This is a genomic window from Variovorax ureilyticus (assembly GCF_050632185.1).
GTDB classification, from domain to species: domain Bacteria; phylum Pseudomonadota; class Gammaproteobacteria; order Burkholderiales; family Burkholderiaceae_C; genus Variovorax; species Variovorax ureilyticus_A.
On record NZ_CP192579.1, the window covers coordinates 3,227,436 to 3,245,583 of the forward strand.

Below are 18,148 nucleotides of genomic sequence, written 5' to 3' on the forward strand. Positions count from 1 at the left end.
CAGTTCTGCTTTCTGAGCAAACCTAGAGTGTCGGAGAAAGCAGGCGGCATTCGATAACACATCGCCGTTCAGCAAATAGTTGCCGGCGCGCTATGCGTTCTCGCCGGCAACCTGTCGTCATGGTGTGACGATAGGGAACCAGAAGTCGAAGTTGTCAAGGTACGAGACTAGCTCATCAAGCTTGCCCTGGTCGCCCTGCACCTTGACCGCACCTGACGAAACCGCATCCTTCAAAGTAGTTTCCTTGAGCAGGATTTTATTGATGGTGTCTCGCGTCAGTGTGAGACTGGTGTCCGCGTTGTTGAGCACGCGGCCTTCGGTGTGGTTGAGCACCCCGTTTTCCATTTCCAATGCGTACTTCTTCTTCAGGTCGGTGAAGTCCAAGTTGATGCGGATGGTCTTGCCGTCGGCCTTCTCGCCATCGAGGCGCATCGCCAGGTAGTCGAAGAAGAGTTCCGTGTCCATCGCGCGCACGGTGTCCGGGCTAGCCGTGTCCGGCGTCGGGAGCTTCTTGATGCCCTCGCGCAGTTCCTTGGCCCCGGTCAGGTAGAAGTTGCGCCACGGGCCGCTCTCGGCCTGATAACCCAGTTGCTCTAACGCATCGGCCTGAAGGTTCTTTGCGGCCTGGTTGTTCGGGTCCGCGAACACGAGGTTGTTCACTACCTGCGCCACGAAGCGGTAGTCACCCTTGTCGTAGTACTCCCTGGCCTTCTTCATCAGGTTGTCGGCGCCGCCCATCATGTCCACGTAGCGCTTGCCTGTCTCTTCAGGCGGCAGCTCGTTCAGCGTGGCCGGATTGCCAATGAACCACCCCAGGTACAGCACATACGTGGCCTTCACGTTGTGGTTGACCGAGCCGTAGTAGCCGCGGTTGGAGAAGTTGCTGGCAATCGCCTTGGGCATCTTGAACTGCTCGGCAATCTCCGTCATGGTCATGCCCTTGTTGGCCATGCGCAGCGTCTCGTCGTTGATGTAACGGTACATGTCGCGCTGTTGGGCCAGGTGGTCGTTGACCTGCTTGTTGCCGAACACCGGCCAGTGGTGCATGCCGTACATCACCTGCACATCGCCTCCCCACATGCTGATGGCCTGGTTCAAGTACTTGGACCAAGGCAGCGGCTCACGAATCTTGGCGCCGCGCAGCGAGTAGGTGTTGTGCAGGGTGTGCGACGAATCCTCTGCTGAGTTCAGCGCCTTCTTCTCTTTGATATAGAAGAGGAACTCAGCCGGCGCCTCACTACCCGGCGCATACAGGAAGACGTAGGTGAGCCCGTCAATGGTGCGCGTTTCGCCGGTCTTGCCAATGATGTCTGTGGGCGGGATAAGCGTGACGGTTCCGGCTGAGGTGGTCGTACCCAAGCCCGCGCCGACCTGGCCCGTGGGGCTGGGCGGCAGCAGGTTCCCGTACATGTAGCTCGCGCGGCGGCTCATGGCCGTGCCTGCCATCACGTTCTCGGCCACAGCGGCCTCCAGGAAGCCGGCCGGCGCGTAAATCTTCACCTTCTTAGACTTGACGTCCGCCTCGTTCACGACGCCGCGCACTCCGCCGTAGTGGTCCACGTGGCTGTGGGTATAGATGACTGCCACGACGGCCTTCTTGGGGCGATGTTGGAAGTACAGGTCGAGCGCCGCCTTGGCCGTCTCCGACGAGACCAGAGGGTCCATCACCGTGATGCCGCTTTTGCCCTCGACGATGGTCATATTCGACAGGTCATAGTTGCGCACTTGGTAGATGCCATCCGCAACCTTGAAGAGACCCGAGATGTTGATGAGCTGGGACTGTCGCCATAGGCTCGGATTCACCGTGTCGGGCGCAGCCATGCCTTCCTTGATGAAACCGTACTTGGCCGGGTCCCAGATGGGATTGCCGTTGGGACCTGTAAGCACGTTCTGCGGGAGCGGCGCGACGAAGCCCTTGTGCGCGAGTTCGAAGGATGTCTTGTCGTTGAAGGGCAGTTCCTGAAGCAGCTTGGCGTTGGCCGCCTTGGTGGCGTCGGTGGCCGGCTTTGGTTGCTCTTGCGATTGCGCGAGCGACGACAGAAATCCGATTGAAACCGCTGCGGTCCATAGAAGCAAACGATTTCGCCGCCACATTCCGTTCATCTTGGAAGCGAGGAGCGGGAGTTTGGCCTTCATGGTTTCGAGTCCTTTCATGTCGACAGAGATGGACCGGGAGGGCGCTACACAGCCGGTTGGGCCGCGGCGATTTCGAACCTGCTGGTCGATAGGCGGAAAACGTGCGCACAGAATCCCGGCGCGGCGGGCTAACGCATTTGCTCTCCGCTCAAAGATTGCCGGTCTACGTTAAACGCGCCACGCAATCACCGCCATTGCACGTTGGTGCAAGGCCGGTTGCCCGCTAGTGCTGATTTCATTCGCGCTTCACCGTACCGATGGTCCTGGTGGGCTTCTTTGAAGGCCAATCGGGTCGCTGGTCCCGATGTCCGCTCATGGCTACGAACTGTGCCATAGCGCACGTGCGCTGTTCGTGTCCGGCGGGCCTCTTGGCCCCTGAGCCGCGAGAATCGGCTCAGTGTGAGCTGATTTGAGCCAATACTTGTCGAATCGGCTCAGCTACTCTGGCCCAAGGCAAATTCCAGTCAATGGGCCGTCGACGTCGCAATCTATGGGTCGCTCGCTCCACCGGCAAGTCCATCGGCCGCAGTCTTCGACGACCTCGCCCAACTGCATCGGACGGAGCTCAGAATATGTGAGCGGGCGAATCGGTCCCGCACGGACGAAGTCCGACTTGTCGCAGATGACGACCGTTGCATCTGGGTCGTAACCCTTCAGGAGTTCGGTGAGTTCGCTGACTTTCATGCTGCTCACACAATACGCGAACAAATGCCCCCGTGCGAAGAGGCGTCTTGAAGCATGCCGTGGGTGCGCGAGAGCAACCCCTTCGGGTTCGCGACCACGCCGCAAAGACCGCCGACCGTCCGCTCATGGCCCGAATTCTGTCCTAGAAGCCTCCAAGCCAATGAGGTCAGAAGATGAACACGAGCATCAGTGCGAGCGCCCCATATGCCACGATGGCTGACCAATACGCAACCGGCTCGTCTTCACGACGAAAGGTGCGACCCCGCATTCGATGCCTCGCATAGACGGCGCCGGTGACGACGCTGTAGGCGACGTAGACGCCCAACATCAGCCCCAGAGACTTGAAGGCCGACACCTGGATGGCGGCCTACGCCGTGCCTCTGCACCGCGGATAGTCCGAACACCCCCAGAAGTCGTTCCCCGCGTTTACCCCTTCTTCGCGGTCCGACGGACCATCGGCTGCGAGCATCTTGGGCATGCAGGAACTGTGCTTGCGGCCGACGACGGAGGTGTCTGAGCGCTAACAGTAGCCTTGCTCACAACGGGTCGGGACGTTGGCGGCCCCGACGGAGTTCGAGCGGGGCGAGAGCTTCGTGCCTGCTGCAGCATCTTGTGCAGCATCGGGCCGTCCACCAGCGTGACGTTGCGCCCTTTGGCGAAGTCCTTCGCATCCTGCGTGAATTGGCCCGACGTGACCACGAAGCCGCCGGCCGCGCCTTTCGCGGCCATGATGCCGTACAGCTCGCGCACGACTTGCACGCCCACTTTGAAGGCATGCCATTGCTTGCACTGAACCAAGAACTTCTCGCCGCCCTTCCGCAGAACCAGGTCGACGCCGCCATCTGCTCCGCCGCCTCCGGATTCCAGCACGCTGTAGCCCTGCAGCCGAAAGCCCTCTCCAACGAGCAGCTCGAACTCTTGCCAAGTCATTCCTTCCAGGACGCTTGAGGCCGGTGAGGCGGTCACGTTGTCAACAAGGCTTCGACGCACGCGGCGGCGCCATGCGGATGCGACCGCGCCTATAAGACATAGAGGCGGAATGACGTACTGGGCGAAATTGCCCAGGCCTCGCCAGACTGCACCAGTCATGACGCTCGCCATATCTCCGGGCTTCGTGACCACCGGAACGGCGGAGGTGGCCACGCTATGCAGAAGGAGATACGAAACAACGGCGGCGAGAAAGCCGACATACCAGGGAAGCATTGCGACTAGGTCGATGACATCCTCCGCGAAGCTGCTCTTTCTTCGTCGTGCCATGGCGTGGAAGGTTGTGAAAAACGTCGGCAGTTTGCCTCAAGGCACTTCCTGGCGAACGTGACGGATTCGACACTTCCGCCCTGCCTTTGCCGCGAAAGACCGCAATCCGGCACAAATTCTTCGACGACGCCGAGTGGCCGCTTCTGGCTACGGTTGTGGCCCGAACTGTGCCACACGCCCACGGACTCCGGCGCGCCCTACTTGGAACGCGCGGGAACAAGCTCGACCAGCGCGCTCAGCAAGGCGAAGTGGACTATGACAAACAAGGGTAAGAAGATTGCCCAATCGACGTACCAGGCGCTCCCGAAAAGCTGAAATAGGAGCGTGCGAGGTATCCAGAGGAGGAAGAGACCAATGATTCCCTCCCACGTCGTTACGGTCCCCACGTTGCTCGTCAAATCGGTATGGCAACTGGCACAGGTGAGGCACTTCGCGAAATACGCTTTCAGCGTGGTGGCGCCGCAGATTGGACATGCAAGCATGGTGTCTTTCAGTATGGCCTACAGGGCCTGCTGCTGGCCAAATTCTGCGGCTCTTCCGACCGGCCGCTCCTGGCTCCGTTACCGGCGTCGAGCCGTGTTGCTCTCCCGGCGTGCCGCACGTTTGTCGGCTCTTCGCCGGGCGGCGTCCTGGCGGGCTCTCGAATCCCTGGATGGCTGACGAATACGATTCCAGACGGCGCCAAGCACACCGAGGACGAACAACCCCAGGAGGACGATGCCAACGTAGTAAGTGAGCTCTGGGAACGGGTCTTCGCCACTGCCGTGACGCCCCCGACGAGCGTGGGCCTCGGCGACCAGGAACAACGTGGCGCAAAGTCCGGTGGTGACGGCTGCAAGCAAGTTCATGGAGCTTGTGGGGATGTCTGTTGCGCAAATTCTGCGTCAAAGCCGACTGACCGGTTGTGGCCCGCATTTTGCTCGTTGGGGTGAACCATGACTTGCTTCTGGACAAGTACGTCCGCGCTCGCGCCGGGGTGGGCCCTCCTGTCACCGACTGGCATCATCGATAGCTAGTCATAGCCCGCTCGATGGGAAACGTCGACCAGTTCTGCACGCCTGCGTTGGCCAAGAGCGCTCTGACCTTCTGCTCCGAATCAGGCGCTGCAACCCTTGGACCCATCACGATGCGACTCAGCGCACGCGTAAGCATCCCATCGGGAAAGCGAAGCTTAAGGAAGGGCGTGATGCCGTACTTCCCCGAACGAAATTGACATACGGGCATCGTCAACGAGGGGCTCGCATCGAGCGCCAAGAGAGGGTCTTGATGCGAGCGAAGAACAATTCGATGCTCTGCCTCCTCCTCAAAGCCGGAGTTCTTTGATGCTGCCGACGCCGCTGTAAGAACAAGACCGAGAGCCGTCGCCAGCATCTGTTCGTCCTGTGCATCGAGCGTACGCTGCCCCAGGGGTTCGAGCTTTTCAAGAATGCCGTTGACAAGCCGCTGCGCGCGTAGTCTCTGAACATCCGCACCGTATTCAACTCTAACCAGCGATTGCACCACCCTGTTGCCGTCCAACGTAAGCTCCTTCAACCCCGCAGACCGAAACCCCAAGGCGAACCCCGCGCCGTTGTCGGCATAGGCCCGCCACTGACTGAGTAGGTCGCGCTCCGAACTGAACGACGTTGTGAAGACTATTCCGGAGAGAAACGCAGGATGCTCTAACAGACCAGACAGAAGAGTGCAGGCCGGGTCACCTCGGCGTTCTTCAATGGCCTTCTGGAGCAGGACGTTCCCATGCGTCATCTCATTGGCATCGTTCATGCAGCGGACGTCAGTGGCCCAAAGTTCGCCCTTTGCGGCCAAGATTCCGATGAGGCCACCCGCATCTGTGTAGTGGAAAACTTCATCCGGCTCGCCGGATTCAAATTCGTCCATAGCTTCACCAGCGGCCCGCGCCAGCGCAAAAGCAATCGAGGCTGTGTTCATCTTTTGAATGGCCCCTCAGAACAGCTTTAGGGCCGCTTCAAGAAGGGCTAGGCCTTGGTGAAGGTGCCGCTCGGCCCACGCCACTGGCTTATCAAGCATTGCGTCGTTCATGGCTAGGTTGGTGAGCCAAACTGCAGGGTCGTCCTTGACGTTGCGCGCGATGGTGACTGTCCCGTGGTGAGGCCCGCCCACCCAATGATTCCGAGGAAGCTTGCCGCGATGAACGAGAAAGTCTCGAAGCTCGTAGAGGGCCGCACAGTCCGCGTCAGCAAAGCTGCTCCGAAGAAATCTGCCCAGGTCCGCGGTCCGCGCCTCAGCCTCGATTGCCCTGACCATCCTTTCTCGCGACGCCTTGAGTTCACCCTTCGAGAAGCCCCCTTGCAGAGTCGATTGAACCAACACAAAGCCGGCGAAGACTTGGTTCTCTACCGCGGAGGCTGCCGCAGTCACGGCGCCGAATAGCACTTCCTCTTGCGTCGCTCGCTCCTGAGGTGTCGCACGCGGCTCGGTCGCCCAAGCTGACTTGAATACCTCGAGGTGCTGAGCCGCATCCTTCGCGCGATACAGGGTACCGAGGAGGCCCGCGTAGAACAGTTGAACCGCATGTTGGTTTCCGCTCAGGGCCCGCCTTGCTTCGGCGCTGACGCGCTCAGCTAGCGCCGCGTCGATGAGAGGCCCAAGTTCGATACCGAGTTGTTCGGAGTAGTTGACCTTCGTCATAGAAAGACCGTCCCTGGGACCGGCCATGGTGATGCTCCAGTTTTGCGTGTGTTGGAATGGATGCCGGAATGTCTGTTCGTGCCGAGTTCTGCCTCGGCGTCGACCGGCTGCTGTTGGCCCGCATCCTGCCCGCTGCGGGGACACACTGGTTGTCACGACGTGGCCACCTTGACCTGCACCTGTGCACCGTCCGGCACACCGCGCAGCTGCTTGTGCATCGAACCAGTCAGTCCGTAGTGTTCGCGCGCCGGGACCGGGTTGAGGTTTTCGACTTCGTACTTCCCTTCGCGGAAAACCGGCAAGGTGACGAACGTATAGCACTCGCCAGGTCTGGGCACCTTGCCGGCGGCGTGAAGCTTCCCGACTAGGTTCGGCAGGAACCATTCGTCCGCCAGCTCCGAGCTCAGAAGGCTTTCGAAATGCGCGACGGAGTCGGCCACCCGTGTCAGTTCGGCTGTGCCGGTGTTCAGCCACCAGACGCCACCGGAATCCGGCTCGATAAACACATCACCGAGCGACGAGAAGAGCACTGGCGTGAACGGCTCGCGAAGGAGCCACCCCCACGACGCACCGAGTTCTTGAACGGCCTCAGGCGGAGGAGCAAAGGTGAGCGAAGACCAAGCGACCGACATGCGAGACGTACCTGTCAATGACTGCTTGCGGGCAAATGTACCCGGTCTGTTGTCGAGGAAGGCAACGCGTTCAGCGTTCAATTTGGACAGGCCTGCGCTAGGTCCGCTCCTGGCCCGAACTGTGCCATAGCGCACGTGCGCTGTTCGTGTCCGGCGGGCCTCTTGGCCCCTGAGCCGCGAGAATCGGCTCAGTGTGAGCTGATTTGAGCCAATACTTGTCGAATCGGCTCAGCTACTCTGGCCCAAGGCAAATTCCAGTCAATGGGCCGTCGACGTCGCAATCTATGGGTCGCTCGCTCCACCGGCAAGTCCATCGGCCGCAGTCTTCGACGACCTCGCCCAACTGCATCGGACGGAGCTCAGAATATGTGAGCGGGCGAATCAGTCCCGCACGGACGAAGTCCGACTTGTCGCAGATGACGACCGTTGCATCTGGGTCGTAACCCTTCAGGAGTTCGGTGAGTTCGCTGACTTTCATGCTGCTCACACAATACGCGAACAAATGCCCCCGTGCGAAGAGGCGTCTTGAAGCATGCCGTGGGTGCGCGAGAGCAACCCCTTCGGGTTCGCGACCACGCCGCAAAGACCGCCGACCGTCCGCTCATGGCCCGATTCGTGTCAGCGAGGGGGTGCTCGCAGCTATCGCTGTCCCGCCGAATCTGGGCTCTCAGACGGACCGGAGGTCCACGGAGCCTGCACTTTCATCAAGCGCTGCAGCCCGGGGTTTGGCGTCGGAGGGGCATTGAGCATCGCGGCGAACTGGCAGAACTGCTCCGCGTCGACGCTGAACAGCACCTGGTCGGCTGGGTCGGGGAGTACGTCGTGCATGGCCGCAGTATGCACGGGTTGGAGGACGCGGGCCCGAGAGACCGCCTCCTACAACGATTTTGGCGTTGTCATCGAATGACTGGTCTATGGCCCGCATCCGGTCGTTGGGCCTACGCCGAGACTCATGGAGCAAGCGCCATCTCAAATTGTTCAAGCGTTTGCGGATGACTGCCCAGCGCCCGGCGCAGGCCTGGCAATCGCTTCCTCACGACCGCTCGCATGCCGGTTGGCACCTCGCCGAACGAGTCGACCATTGCCTCGTCTTGCTGCTCAACCAAAATTGCGGCCAGAGTGGCGGCCTGAACCAGGTCCTTTTCCGCCTTCTCCGGAAAGCCCTTGCGCGACGAACTCGAGTAGAGCTTGTGCCAGACGAAGCGTTCGGTCCGAGGCAGCATCAAGGGGATACAGTGGCCACCCGCCAGCAATGCGCCAGGTTGCGGTTGCTCCAGCAGGTAGTCGAAATACGGTACGGCCTCGGCGTGCCACATCAACTGTGGGATGGGGACTGCCTTACCCAGTTCCTTGCCGTGGACCAGGAGGTCGACGCGAAGGCCCTCTCGCCCTTTCAACTTCAAAGACGTCGAGGGCGCCTGGCTCGGAATGCCCGGCACGGGCGAAAAGCCCAGCTTCGTCGCTGCCATTGCATCGAGGAATGACTGCGGCGCACCCAACCTGAGGTGCTTGCGTGTCGCAAGGTCCACATCCTGGGTTCGAACTGCAACTGCTCTTGCGCCCAGTTCGTTGAGCCAGGCCATGTAAGCCAGCGTTCCAACCAGCACGAGACCCGCATCAAGCATGTTCCGATTGTGCAACTCGACTAGGACGCTTGCGACGCCCTTGTCAGCCATCTGAAAACCGAGAGTCCGAAGATTGCGGACCTGCGCGTTAGCCCACTGCGCAAAATCAATCTGCCGCTGAGCCTCGGCAAGCGCGTCCAAGTCGCCATCCTTGGCAATCAGTTGCTCCGCCCTTTTCCCTGGCGCAGGGTAGTAGACCCTGTACCAATACGAATAGCCTGTTCCCTCGCGCTTGACGAGCGTACCGGGCGTACCAAGAAGCAGAGGCTCGCCCGACGAACTACGCTCCTTCAGTTCAGCGTACTGCGTTCGGAACGCCAGTTCTTGTACGCGAAAGAGGGGCCTCAGTGATGGCATCGCGGAGTTACCCAATAAAACTGGATTTTAGTGGGTAACTCCGTGCTTGCAGGCCAGCCGGCCGAGCGCGCGCCAGACGCGCTCCTCGCTCCTGGGCTGATATATGCTGACCCATCGTCCGAGCCGCATGCACCAACCGTCAACAAGACTCAACATCGGCATCGCCGGCGCCGGTCCCGCCGGCTTGGCGACCTCCATCGCGCTGGCCAAGCTAGGCCATCGCGTCGAGGTCTTCGAGAAGCATCCAACGCTCGAGCCGCTGGGCGCTGGCTTGCTCATCCAGCCCCAAGGACTTCGCGCCCTCGGAGAACTAGGTGTGCGGCGAGAGTTCGATGAGGTCAGTGTCCCCATTGCACGACTTCTGGGTACCACCCACCGAGGCTGGCGCGTGGTCGACATCGACTATGAGGACTCCCCCGCTCGGGCTGTCGGTCGAGCAGCGCTCGCTCGCGTCCTCCACACGGCAGCACAAGCCGCCGGCGTTCGCTTTTCCCTGGGCCGCGAAATCGAGTCCCTCACCGTCGTCGAGGGCCTTGCGAGGACGACAACGAAGACTGCTTCCTTGGATTTCGACCTGTTCGCAATCGCCGACGGGGCGGCCTCAAGCCTGCGAGAGAGTACCGGCATCGCCGGCCCTTCCAGGACTTACCGATGGGGCGCCCTGTGGGGGCAGTTCTGGGTATCTGCCTGGGAGCATCCGTCGTTGCTGCTGCAGAGGTTCAGAGGCACCTCGGAAATGATGGGCCTCCTGCCCACTGAGGTTGTAGGCGAGGTCGTTCGTCTTTCCTTCTTCTGGAGCATCCGCGGCGACCGCTACGCCAACTGGAGGGAAGGCAACCTGGACTCATGGAAGCGTCATGTCCTTACCTTGTGGCCGGAGGCAGCGCCTGTTGTCGGCCAGGTTCGGCACCACGATGACCTGGCGTTCGCGAAGTATCGCCATACCTGGCCGCGCTCCATGGGCTGCGGCCCCCTATGCGTAGTTGGCGACGCGGCCCATGCAATGAGCCCGCAGCTCGGACTGGGAACGACCTTGGCCATGGAGGACGCCCTCGCACTCGCTCATGCAGTGGAGCAATACGGGGTGGCGGGCGCGGCGCGGGCGTATTCGTCGCGACGGCTTCGACGTTCCCAGGGCTTCCAGACCCTGAGCCGTCTGCTCACGCCATGCTTCCAGGCACAAGGCCAGGGACTTTGGCGAGATGTGGCATTCGCAACGGGATTGCACATCCCTGGCGTACCTTGGCTCATGAAGCGCAGCTTGGCGGCGCCCGCAAGGTCCCGTACTGTTGGAGCGACGGCGCACGCACCTGCGCTGCCATCCAACGAGCCTAGCGGACCGGCTCCCCTCGCTTGAAGCCGCGGGCGTCCGGAGGAGCACCCTATTGATGGCCCAATCTTCCATGGACAGCCTCCAGGCACTGCAGTCGCTCGGAATTTCGCTACCGAGCCCGGCTTACATCATTGGCACCGTTCTGTTCGGCCTCATCGGAATTGCGGTTTACCGCTACGGGAAGCGTGTCGGTCGTCCGCGCACCAAATGGCTCGGCGTGGCCCTGATGCTCTATCCCTACGCGACTCCGCAGACCTGGTTGCTGTACGTCGTGGGCGCAGCACTTTGTCTTGGGGTCTTCATAGACCGCGACTGAAGGTCGCTTGGCTCGGCAAGCGACGGCTTTCATGTGCTCTGCGGGCGTGTCGACCGGCCGGTTGTCGTGAATTGGAAGGCAGGCGTGAGTGTCTGGTGTGTGGCCGAATTTTGACGGACGGGAACAGCGTTCGCGTTGAAGGTAGTAGCCAGACCCCTCGACAGGGCGCCGCTGCAACACGGAGATGTTGGTGTCCAGCAGGTAGCGCAGCATCAGAGCGCTTCCCGCTCCGACTGGTGCGGATTGGCGCGCTCGGGCAGGAAGTCGTCGCTGATGCGAGGGCCGTCAAGGAAAAAGCTGTCCCAAGTTTGGCCGAGCGGCGCGATGATGAGCTCGTTGCCCCTGACGCGTACTTCTACCTTGTGCATGCCCTCAGGCAGGCGCACGTCCAAGGGGAGGCGGACCGCCTGGGTGCGTTTGCTGACGAATACAGTTCCGATGGACATGCCAATCTCCTCATGTCGGGTTGGACGGCTACTATTGGCCCGCATTCTGCCTCTCAGCGGCGACGCCCACCGGCACCCGCATGGCGGTCAAGTCACCCGTTGGAATGCAAGACGCGACCATGTCACTCCTGCCGGGCGGTTCGCAGCTTGGACAGATGCAGTGCGCAGGCCAAACACCTTCTTCAACGAACATCCCAAGGCCAGAGCGATGGTCTCCTCGTCCGACAAGTCAAAGATGCGCCGTTCGCTTGGCGCCGGGCCATGGCGGATGGACATCACCAGGATTCCAGCAGGTGCGAGCAGTGATGCAAGCCGCGGCATCGCCCTTTGACGCTCCAGCTCGTCAAGATGCATCCAGACAGCTGTGAGCATGACGACATCGAACCTCTCGTCGCGAGCCCGCATACGGGCGAGGTCGGGCAAGCTGTCGTCAACCCATTCGAAGGGATGCGCTCGATGCAGTTCGAGGCCTGCGAGGCGCAGCGCATCCGTAGGCTCAACTGCGACAACCCGGTAGCCCTTTGAGGCAAACCATGCAGCATCGGCACCACTCCCGGCACCCACGTCGAGCACGGTCGACGGCACCGAAGGCAGGAGGTGCATGACGGCTGCGTGCTTCTCGGCAAACGAAACCGCTTCAAAGCGCTTGACCAGTTCTGCAGCGTGCTCCGCGTAGCCCTCGGTTCCTGGAATCATGCGTGTTGCCGCCGGGCGAACCGGGCCATGTTGGTGAATGTCGGGTTGGCCGCATTCTGCCGATTGGCGCAACTTTGCAATCGTGACGACTGGGCCGGTCCCGACGGCTTCCCGGTTGAGCTGAACTATCATGGGTAGGAAGGGAGGCTCGCATGACGTTGGTGGCCGAGATTTGCAGGTGGGCGGAGTCACACTCAGCTTGGATGTCGGACACGATGCGCCGCCTCGTCGACAACGGCGTCCTGAGTGGGCAGGACATCGACGACCTCGAAGCTTTCATCAAGTCCGGCGTCGGTATCGCGGACCCTCAGGGCCGCGTTCCAGTCCGACTCCAGCCGAAGGAGCGGCCGCAAGGCGGGGAGCCGGCAGCTCCGTCAGCCTGACGGCCATCCGCGAGCCGAGGAACATCAACGCCATCGGTGCGAACGAATCCCTCACCTTCGAGGCAGGTGGACTGACCGTTGTTTACGGCAACAACGGCTCCGGTAAGTCTGGATACACGCGCGCCTTGAAGAAAGCCTGCCGCGCCAAGGAACCGGAGCGAATCTGGCCGAACGTCTTCACGGTCTTGGCTGCTGGCGCCGCCACCGCCAAGTTCGAATGGGCGGACGGCGGCCAGCCATTCAGCGGGTCTTGGCAAGACGGCACGACCGGGCCGGCGGCGCTGTCGCACATCGCGGTCTTCGATGCGCACTGCGCTCGCGTGTTCATCGACGAGCAGGCAGCCATCTCGTACGTGCCTTACGGGATGGACTTGCTGACACAGGTCTCTGACGCGCTTCAGGCAATTCAGAAGCGCTTGATGCAGGAGCGGCAAGATAAGGCTTTCGACCGCAGCCAGCTAAGCGGCTTGCGCGGTGCTACGGAGGTCGGCAGGTTGATTGACAACCTGAGCAGGGCTACCAAACCGGAGGATGTCCAGAAGCTCGCGAATTTGAGCCAGCAGGAGACGGCAGACCTCCAGAGCATCAAGAATCAGATGCAAGCAGACATGGCGCAGAAGATGGCGCAGGAATTGAGGCAGTTCTGCATCAGGCTCGAAGCCTTGACGAGGGAGTTTGGCACTCTATCGGCCGCCTTGTCTGATGAGACTGTCGGAAGGTTGCGCGCTTCATTCCAGCAGCTGCGCGCCGCATACGACGCCAGCCAAGTGGCCTCCAGGGCGCTCGCCGAAGGATGCCTGCCAGGCACCGGAAGTGAGCCCTGGGAACGGCTGCTGCACAGCGCCATCGAGTTCGCCAAGCTGCCATATTCGGGGTCCGCCTATCCAGGCCCAGATGGCGCAAGCTGCGTGCTTTGCCAGCAGCCACTGTCCGACTCGGCGCGCCACCGCATCGAGCACTTCCTGGCCTTTTTGCAGGAGGATGCACAAGCCAAGTACCGCGAGTTGCGGGCGAGCACCGCGCAGCTCTACCAACCCCTAGTTCAAACGCAAGTGCCTGGATTCCCCTCCGACAAAGCGTTCTTGACGGAGCTCGAAGAAAAGGTGCCCGGGTCGACTCAGAGCATCACTCAGTACGTCAACGCACTCGAGGAGCGCAGGGCACGCATTCAGGAGATGGCGCCAAGCCGGGAAATCACTGAACTGCCGCCGCTGCCGGACTCTCCAGAGCAGCTACTCGTCGCGCTGCGCGAAAGGCTCCTGAAAGACGTCGAAGCGCTGACCAAGGGGCTGACGCCTGAGCAGTGTGCCCACATGGCCAAACGCCTTGAGGAACTGGGCGCGCGCGTTCGGCTCCAGCCACTGGTGCCTCTGGTCTTGGCCGCCATCAAGGCGGATGACATGGACTGGAAGCTTGGTGAGGCCATCAAGTGCTGTAACACCGCCGCGCTGTCAAGGAAGGGCGCCGAGCTGTACCAGCTGGTCGTCACCGTCGAATTGCAGGAGGCTCTGAAGCGAGAACTCGCCCAGCTGGGTGTTCAGGACATAGCGCTCCAGCTCGACTTGGCCGGCCAGCGGGGTCGCACGGTGCAGCAGCTGCGGCTGGTTACCGCAAACCAGTCCATCAAGGGCATCAAGCCGTCCGAGATACTGAGCGAGGGTGAGCAGCGAGCCATCGCCCTAGCCTCCTTCCTTGCGGAAGTCGGGCTTGAGCCTGGAGAGTCCGGCATCGTCTTCGATGACCCGGTCACGTCCCTGGACCACCACCGGCGGGAGCTCATTGCTGCTCGTCTGGCGAAAGAAGCAAAGCGCCGCCAGGTCATCGTGTTCACCCACGACCTCGCGTTTGCCTACGAGCTAATTGAAAGTGCAAAGCGTCAGGGTCAGAAGTGGGCCGTGCGGCACGTGTTTGCCAGCAGAGACGTCAAGGGCCGCTGCGACGACAAGCTGCCCTTCGAGGCCCAAAAAATAGCCACTCGCATCCAGGAGCTCAAAGAGCTATGCCGCAAAGCCGACGCAGCGTTTGAGGAAAGCGGCGACTATGAGGCATTCAACGACTCCATCCGAAGTGGCTACCGAAAGCTCAGAGACAGTTGGGAACTGCTGGTTGAGGAGAACCTGTTCGCGGGGACAGTCAAGCGCTTCCGCCGGCCTATCCAAACCCAGCGACTTAGGTCGGTCCGAGTGGAAGACCAGCACGTCAAGGCCATCTACGACGGCATGACCAGAACTTCAATGTACACCCACGAAGGCGGTGTAGAGGCACCGCCGACGCTTCCAACAATTCCCGAGTTCCTCCAGGACATTGAAGCGCTGCAAGCTGCGCTCAAGAGCGTTGAAGAGACTCAGCGCAAGGCGAAGGAAGACCGCGAGAAGCTCGGAATCCCATCGGGCCCGATTTAGTCGGCCGGTCGACGTAATCGGAGTCCTGCTGCGAGGCAGCTCGTCGAGCCTCCCACAAAGTTGATGAGCTAGTCGTGACCCGCGAACGACAGCTTCTAGGCGAAGTAACGGCTGGGTCGATGGTCAGGTTTGGCCGCATTCTGACCTCTCTGGCGTAGTCGGGGGCCAGGCAGTGCCGTCGAGCGGCCGGGCGCTGGCCGTATCCTGTCCCTCGTTGGCCTCGCAAGGACACCTGGAAGTTACCCAACAAAACGCATATTTGTTGGGTAACTCCAAGCACGTTGCGGCAGGCAACCCGCCGCAATAAAAACACCCAACCCTTGCGCTTTCGTCGGTGTCACGTTAGAATTCGTTACATCTCGACCACTAGGTCATCACAAGGCAGGCCTTAGGGCCCACACGCCACCCGAAGCCAGTCGTGCCATCAAGCGCACGTTTGCTTCAAGCCGCGCTCCTTTCCGAGTTCGGTCAACCCGCAACACCTCCGCGCAGGAGCTCATCGCAGCTCTGTCGTCCCATCGCGTCCAGCGTCGGACCGGTTCATTAACAACCCGACGTAGCCAGCGACCCGTAGAGCCGGGCTAATACCCGCCCTCGCGGCATCCCGAATGGCTACAAAACCGCATCAGCATGGACTGAGGCCTCCGGGCCCCTTCCACGATACACACCACTGTCGCGGCCTCCCCCGCGCCCACCAATCCCATTCACCTCTCACGCGACGGCATCCCGCCAGCCCCTCGGCGAACCGGTTCCTCAATGCGACCCGGTGCCGACACGTGAGCGGCCTCGGCCTCATTGAGGCCATCTGAAAGACATCACATGAACAAAACCAACAACACCAACGCTCCCCAGACCTCCACCTGCGCAGGTGGCTACACCGCGCTTGGCACCATCGGCGGCAAGCTCGTTGTCCTGACCAGCCTGGACAAGGCTGTCGTCAAGGTCGCGCCTACCGACTTGTCGGAATTGAACCTCAGGCAGCTCTGCGGCGCTGAGTGGTGCGACCAAAACTACACCAGATTCGACGAGAAGAAGAAGGCAAACATCTTCGACCATCGGGAACTTGCCACCGACATCATCAGAGATTGCCAGGCCAAGGGCCCATACAACGAATCGTCGGAACGTCGAACCGGTGTTTGGCTGATGGAAGATGGCCACCTTGCCGTCAACAGCCGCGAGATGTGGCGAGCCGACGGGCACGTGCCGCACGGCGTCCACGGCAGGCACGTCTACCCGCATAGCTCGGCAATCGGTTTTGAGTTCGGCACGCCACAGGCCACCGATGACGACGTGCGGCTCGTCCTGGACGCATTCGGGTCTCTCCGGTGGGACCACTCACTGGCAGCCGAGCTGATACTCGGCTGGCTGGGCGTCGCCCTGGTGTCGACCGCGGTTCGGCGCAGGCCCCATGTGCTGCTGACCGGGCCTGCAGGCTGCGGCAAGTCGACCATCCTCGAATCCGTCAAGTGGCTGCTCGGGCCCCTCGCCTTCGCATGCACCGGGCCGCAGACGATGGCTGGGTACTACCAGCAACTCGGAGGCACTTCGCGTGCAGCCATCGTCGATGAATTCGAGGCGGACCCCGCTAAGAAGGGTTGCAGGGACACCTTCGAGATTGCCCGGATGTCGTACAGCCTTCAGGAAGGAGATAGCGGCATCGTCCGGGGCACTACGAGCGGCACAGCCCGGAGCTATCGGTTCTTCTCCCCTTTCATCGCGGCGGGCATCAGCCCCGGCAAGATGGAGCCGGCGGACTTGACACGTTGGGTCGTGCTGGAAGCGAAGGGGCGCAAGTCGGATGCGGTACAACTGACCGAAGCACAGGCTCGGGACATCGGTCCTCGCCTGGCGCGCCGGTTCATCGACCGCTGGGACATCTACAAGTTGTCGGAAGAAGTCGTGCGCAAGGAGGTTCTGCGCGCGGGCGGCGACGGGCGCATGGCGGACACCGTCGGGACCCTTCTCGCGTCCTATTGGACGTTCGTGAAAGACCGGCCGGCAACCACGGACGATGCAGCCGAGCTCGTGAGCCGACTTGACATCAAGGAGCGCCTCGAAATCCACGCGGTCAGCGACGAGCAACGGTGCCTGGAAGCGCTGCTGTCCAAGGTGATGCCCTTCCGGTACATCCAGGGCATCTACGAGGTCACCCGGAACCTGTCGATTGGCGAGGCTGTGAAGCGCGTCTGCGACGACCCGGCGGGCAACCCCGAAATCATGTCCCGGCTCGCTCAGCTTGGAATGCGTGTCGTCCTGGTAAACGGTACTTGGAAGCTGTACGTGGTCAATAGCCCGGAACATCAGGAGCTGCGCAAGGTGTTCGCCGGCACCAAGTGGTCCACCGGCGGCTGGGGAATCGTTCTTCGCCGATTGGCAGGCGGCCAGGAAAGTACCCAGCGGATGGGCGTCGGATTCGGCGCCGCAAAGGTCACGATGTTCGAAGTGCCCCAGGACCTGCAGCCGACCAACGAGCACGAGTTCTTGGACGCGGCATAAGAAACGGCGCGCCGCGCGGCGGCGCGTCGCCGTTACCTTGTTACCTCAGTTCCCCGCATACGGGCGCACCGCGGCGAGCGACCCATGACCGCGCGAGCTCCCGGCCCTGCTTCTCCGGAAGCGTTTAAACCACATACCTAAACCGCCTGCATCTGACTCGTCAAACAAGGCGTATCAGGTGCAGGTTCCCGAAAGCAACCCTTCAATCTCAAGGAAATTTCAATGTCTCAATCCTTCGAATCCTTCTTCATCGACCTGCGCACCCTGAACGGTGACGCACCCCACCCTGTCGACTTCGACCAGCCGGTCCGACGTCATCAGTTGAGCGAGGCCATCTCAGCGCGCGTCGGCTTGCGCGAAAGCCGCGTCGCTCCCGAAGTCGTGCTGGAATTGGCAGGCGCCCGATTCTTCTCCCTCGTTGCCAAAGCGCAGCGCAGCCTGAAGGGTCGCTTCTCCGAGGCGGAGTGGAGCTACATCCTCAACACGGAGTGCAACCAGATTTGGCAATGGGATGCCGAGTTGTCGGTTGCAACGATGGTTGCAGACGACAACGGCATCGAGTCTGCAGACGACGCTGCTTCAGACGATGTGTTGGGGCCTTTGCTCGACAAGCTCGTCAAGCTCTCGCCGCTCGAGAATGCCGCGCTCGTCGATGCATGTGAGCAGGTATGGAGGGGGTACGACAACCCTCTGGTGAAAAGCTGAGCACTGGCCAGTTCATTTAAGGCCGAGCCAT

General features: G+C 61.4%; 14 protein-coding genes and 1 pseudogene. 5 read left to right on the forward strand and 10 right to left on the reverse strand.

Annotated features, from left to right (window positions below):
- Positions 1-117: 117 nt before the first annotated feature.
- The 8 genes and pseudogenes from ACQ858_RS15940 to ACQ858_RS15975 all read right to left on the reverse strand — a co-directional run bounded on the left by ACQ858_RS15940 (position 118) and on the right by ACQ858_RS15975 (position 9,124).
- Positions 118-2,136 (reverse strand): alkyl/aryl-sulfatase, encoded by a 2,019-nt coding sequence (locus ACQ858_RS15940; protein ID WP_431273650.1) that lies wholly within the window; start codon positions 2,134-2,136, stop codon positions 118-120.
- An 850-nt stretch (positions 2,137-2,986) separates the two neighbouring features.
- Positions 2,987-3,175, reverse strand: a complete 189-nt coding sequence (locus ACQ858_RS15945) for a hypothetical protein (protein ID WP_431273651.1) — start codon at positions 3,173-3,175, stop codon at positions 2,987-2,989.
- Between the two features lie 12 nt (positions 3,176-3,187).
- Positions 3,188-4,077: pseudogene (locus tag ACQ858_RS15950) on the reverse strand (restriction endonuclease).
- 1,002 nt (positions 4,078-5,079) lie between these two features.
- Positions 5,080-6,006 (reverse strand): DUF2971 domain-containing protein, encoded by a 927-nt coding sequence (locus ACQ858_RS15955; RefSeq protein WP_431273652.1) that lies wholly within the window; start codon positions 6,004-6,006, stop codon positions 5,080-5,082.
- 15 nt (positions 6,007-6,021) lie between these two features.
- Positions 6,022-6,753, reverse strand: coding sequence for a hypothetical protein (locus ACQ858_RS15960; RefSeq protein WP_431273653.1), 732 nt, complete (start codon positions 6,751-6,753; stop codon positions 6,022-6,024).
- A gap of 125 nt (positions 6,754-6,878) precedes the next feature.
- Positions 6,879-7,439, reverse strand: coding sequence for a T6SS immunity protein Tdi1 domain-containing protein (locus ACQ858_RS15965; protein ID WP_431273654.1), 561 nt, complete (start codon positions 7,437-7,439; stop codon positions 6,879-6,881).
- A 558-nt stretch (positions 7,440-7,997) separates the two neighbouring features.
- A complete protein-coding gene (locus tag ACQ858_RS15970) occupies positions 7,998-8,186 on the reverse strand; it encodes a DUF1778 domain-containing protein (protein ID WP_431273655.1) in 189 nt (62 codons plus the stop codon).
- A gap of 122 nt (positions 8,187-8,308) precedes the next feature.
- Positions 8,309-9,124: a GSU2403 family nucleotidyltransferase fold protein gene (locus ACQ858_RS15975; RefSeq protein WP_431273656.1), complete on the reverse strand. Its 816-nt coding sequence runs from the start codon at positions 9,122-9,124 to the stop codon at positions 8,309-8,311.
- Positions 9,125-9,467: 343 nt separating this feature from the next.
- On the opposite strand from ACQ858_RS15975, the gene ACQ858_RS15980 reads away from it, so the two are divergent.
- Entirely contained in the window at positions 9,468-10,697 is a 1,230-nt protein-coding gene (locus ACQ858_RS15980; protein WP_431273657.1) for an FAD-dependent oxidoreductase, read from the forward strand.
- Between the two features lie 31 nt (positions 10,698-10,728).
- Complete coding sequence (locus tag ACQ858_RS15985; RefSeq protein ID WP_431273658.1) at positions 10,729-10,989, forward strand: hypothetical protein; 261 nt, start codon at positions 10,729-10,731, stop codon at positions 10,987-10,989.
- Between the two features lie 212 nt (positions 10,990-11,201).
- Here ACQ858_RS15985 and vapB read toward each other — a convergent pair whose 3' ends face one another.
- Both vapB and ACQ858_RS15995 read right to left on the reverse strand, forming a co-directional pair.
- Positions 11,202-11,435: a type II toxin-antitoxin system VapB family antitoxin gene (gene vapB / locus ACQ858_RS15990; protein WP_431273659.1), complete on the reverse strand. Its 234-nt coding sequence runs from the start codon at positions 11,433-11,435 to the stop codon at positions 11,202-11,204.
- Positions 11,436-11,522: 87 nt separating this feature from the next.
- Entirely contained in the window at positions 11,523-12,263 is a 741-nt protein-coding gene (locus ACQ858_RS15995; RefSeq protein ID WP_431273660.1) for a class I SAM-dependent methyltransferase, read from the reverse strand.
- A 376-nt stretch (positions 12,264-12,639) separates the two neighbouring features.
- Here ACQ858_RS15995 and ACQ858_RS16000 point away from each other — a divergent pair, with 376 nt between their 5' ends.
- The 3 genes from ACQ858_RS16000 (at position 12,640) to ACQ858_RS16010 (ending at position 18,117) form a co-directional block, all read left to right on the forward strand.
- Positions 12,640-14,916 (forward strand): AAA family ATPase, encoded by a 2,277-nt coding sequence (locus tag ACQ858_RS16000; protein ID WP_431273661.1) that lies wholly within the window; start codon positions 12,640-12,642, stop codon positions 14,914-14,916.
- A gap of 819 nt (positions 14,917-15,735) precedes the next feature.
- Positions 15,736-17,412, forward strand: coding sequence for an ATP-binding protein (locus ACQ858_RS16005; RefSeq protein ID WP_431273662.1), 1,677 nt, complete (start codon positions 15,736-15,738; stop codon positions 17,410-17,412).
- A 222-nt stretch (positions 17,413-17,634) separates the two neighbouring features.
- Entirely contained in the window at positions 17,635-18,117 is a 483-nt protein-coding gene (locus ACQ858_RS16010) for a hypothetical protein (protein ID WP_431273663.1), read from the forward strand.
- The last annotated feature ends 31 nt before the right edge of the window (positions 18,118-18,148 follow it).

Coding starts and splice junctions, on each gene's coding strand:
- ACQ858_RS15960 (WP_431273653.1), bottom strand. CDS start 6,753: ATGGCCGGTCCCAGGGACGGTCTTTCTATGACGAAGGTCAACTACTCC.
- ACQ858_RS16005 (WP_431273662.1), top strand. CDS start 15,736: ATGAACAAAACCAACAACACCAACGCTCCCCAGACCTCCACCTGCGCA.
- ACQ858_RS15995 (WP_431273660.1), bottom strand. CDS start 12,263: ATGATAGTTCAGCTCAACCGGGAAGCCGTCGGGACCGGCCCAGTCGTC.
- ACQ858_RS15970 (WP_431273655.1), bottom strand. CDS start 8,186: ATGCACGACGTACTCCCCGACCCAGCCGACCAGGTGCTGTTCAGCGTC.
- ACQ858_RS15940 (WP_431273650.1), bottom strand. CDS start 2,136: ATGAAGGCCAAACTCCCGCTCCTCGCTTCCAAGATGAACGGAATGTGG.
- ACQ858_RS15980 (WP_431273657.1), top strand. CDS start 9,468: ATGCACCAACCGTCAACAAGACTCAACATCGGCATCGCCGGCGCCGGT.
- ACQ858_RS15985 (WP_431273658.1), top strand. CDS start 10,729: ATGGCCCAATCTTCCATGGACAGCCTCCAGGCACTGCAGTCGCTCGGA.
- ACQ858_RS15955 (WP_431273652.1), bottom strand. CDS start 6,006: ATGAACACAGCCTCGATTGCTTTTGCGCTGGCGCGGGCCGCTGGTGAA.
- vapB (WP_431273659.1), bottom strand. CDS start 11,435: ATGTCCATCGGAACTGTATTCGTCAGCAAACGCACCCAGGCGGTCCGC.
- ACQ858_RS16010 (WP_431273663.1), top strand. CDS start 17,635: ATGTCTCAATCCTTCGAATCCTTCTTCATCGACCTGCGCACCCTGAAC.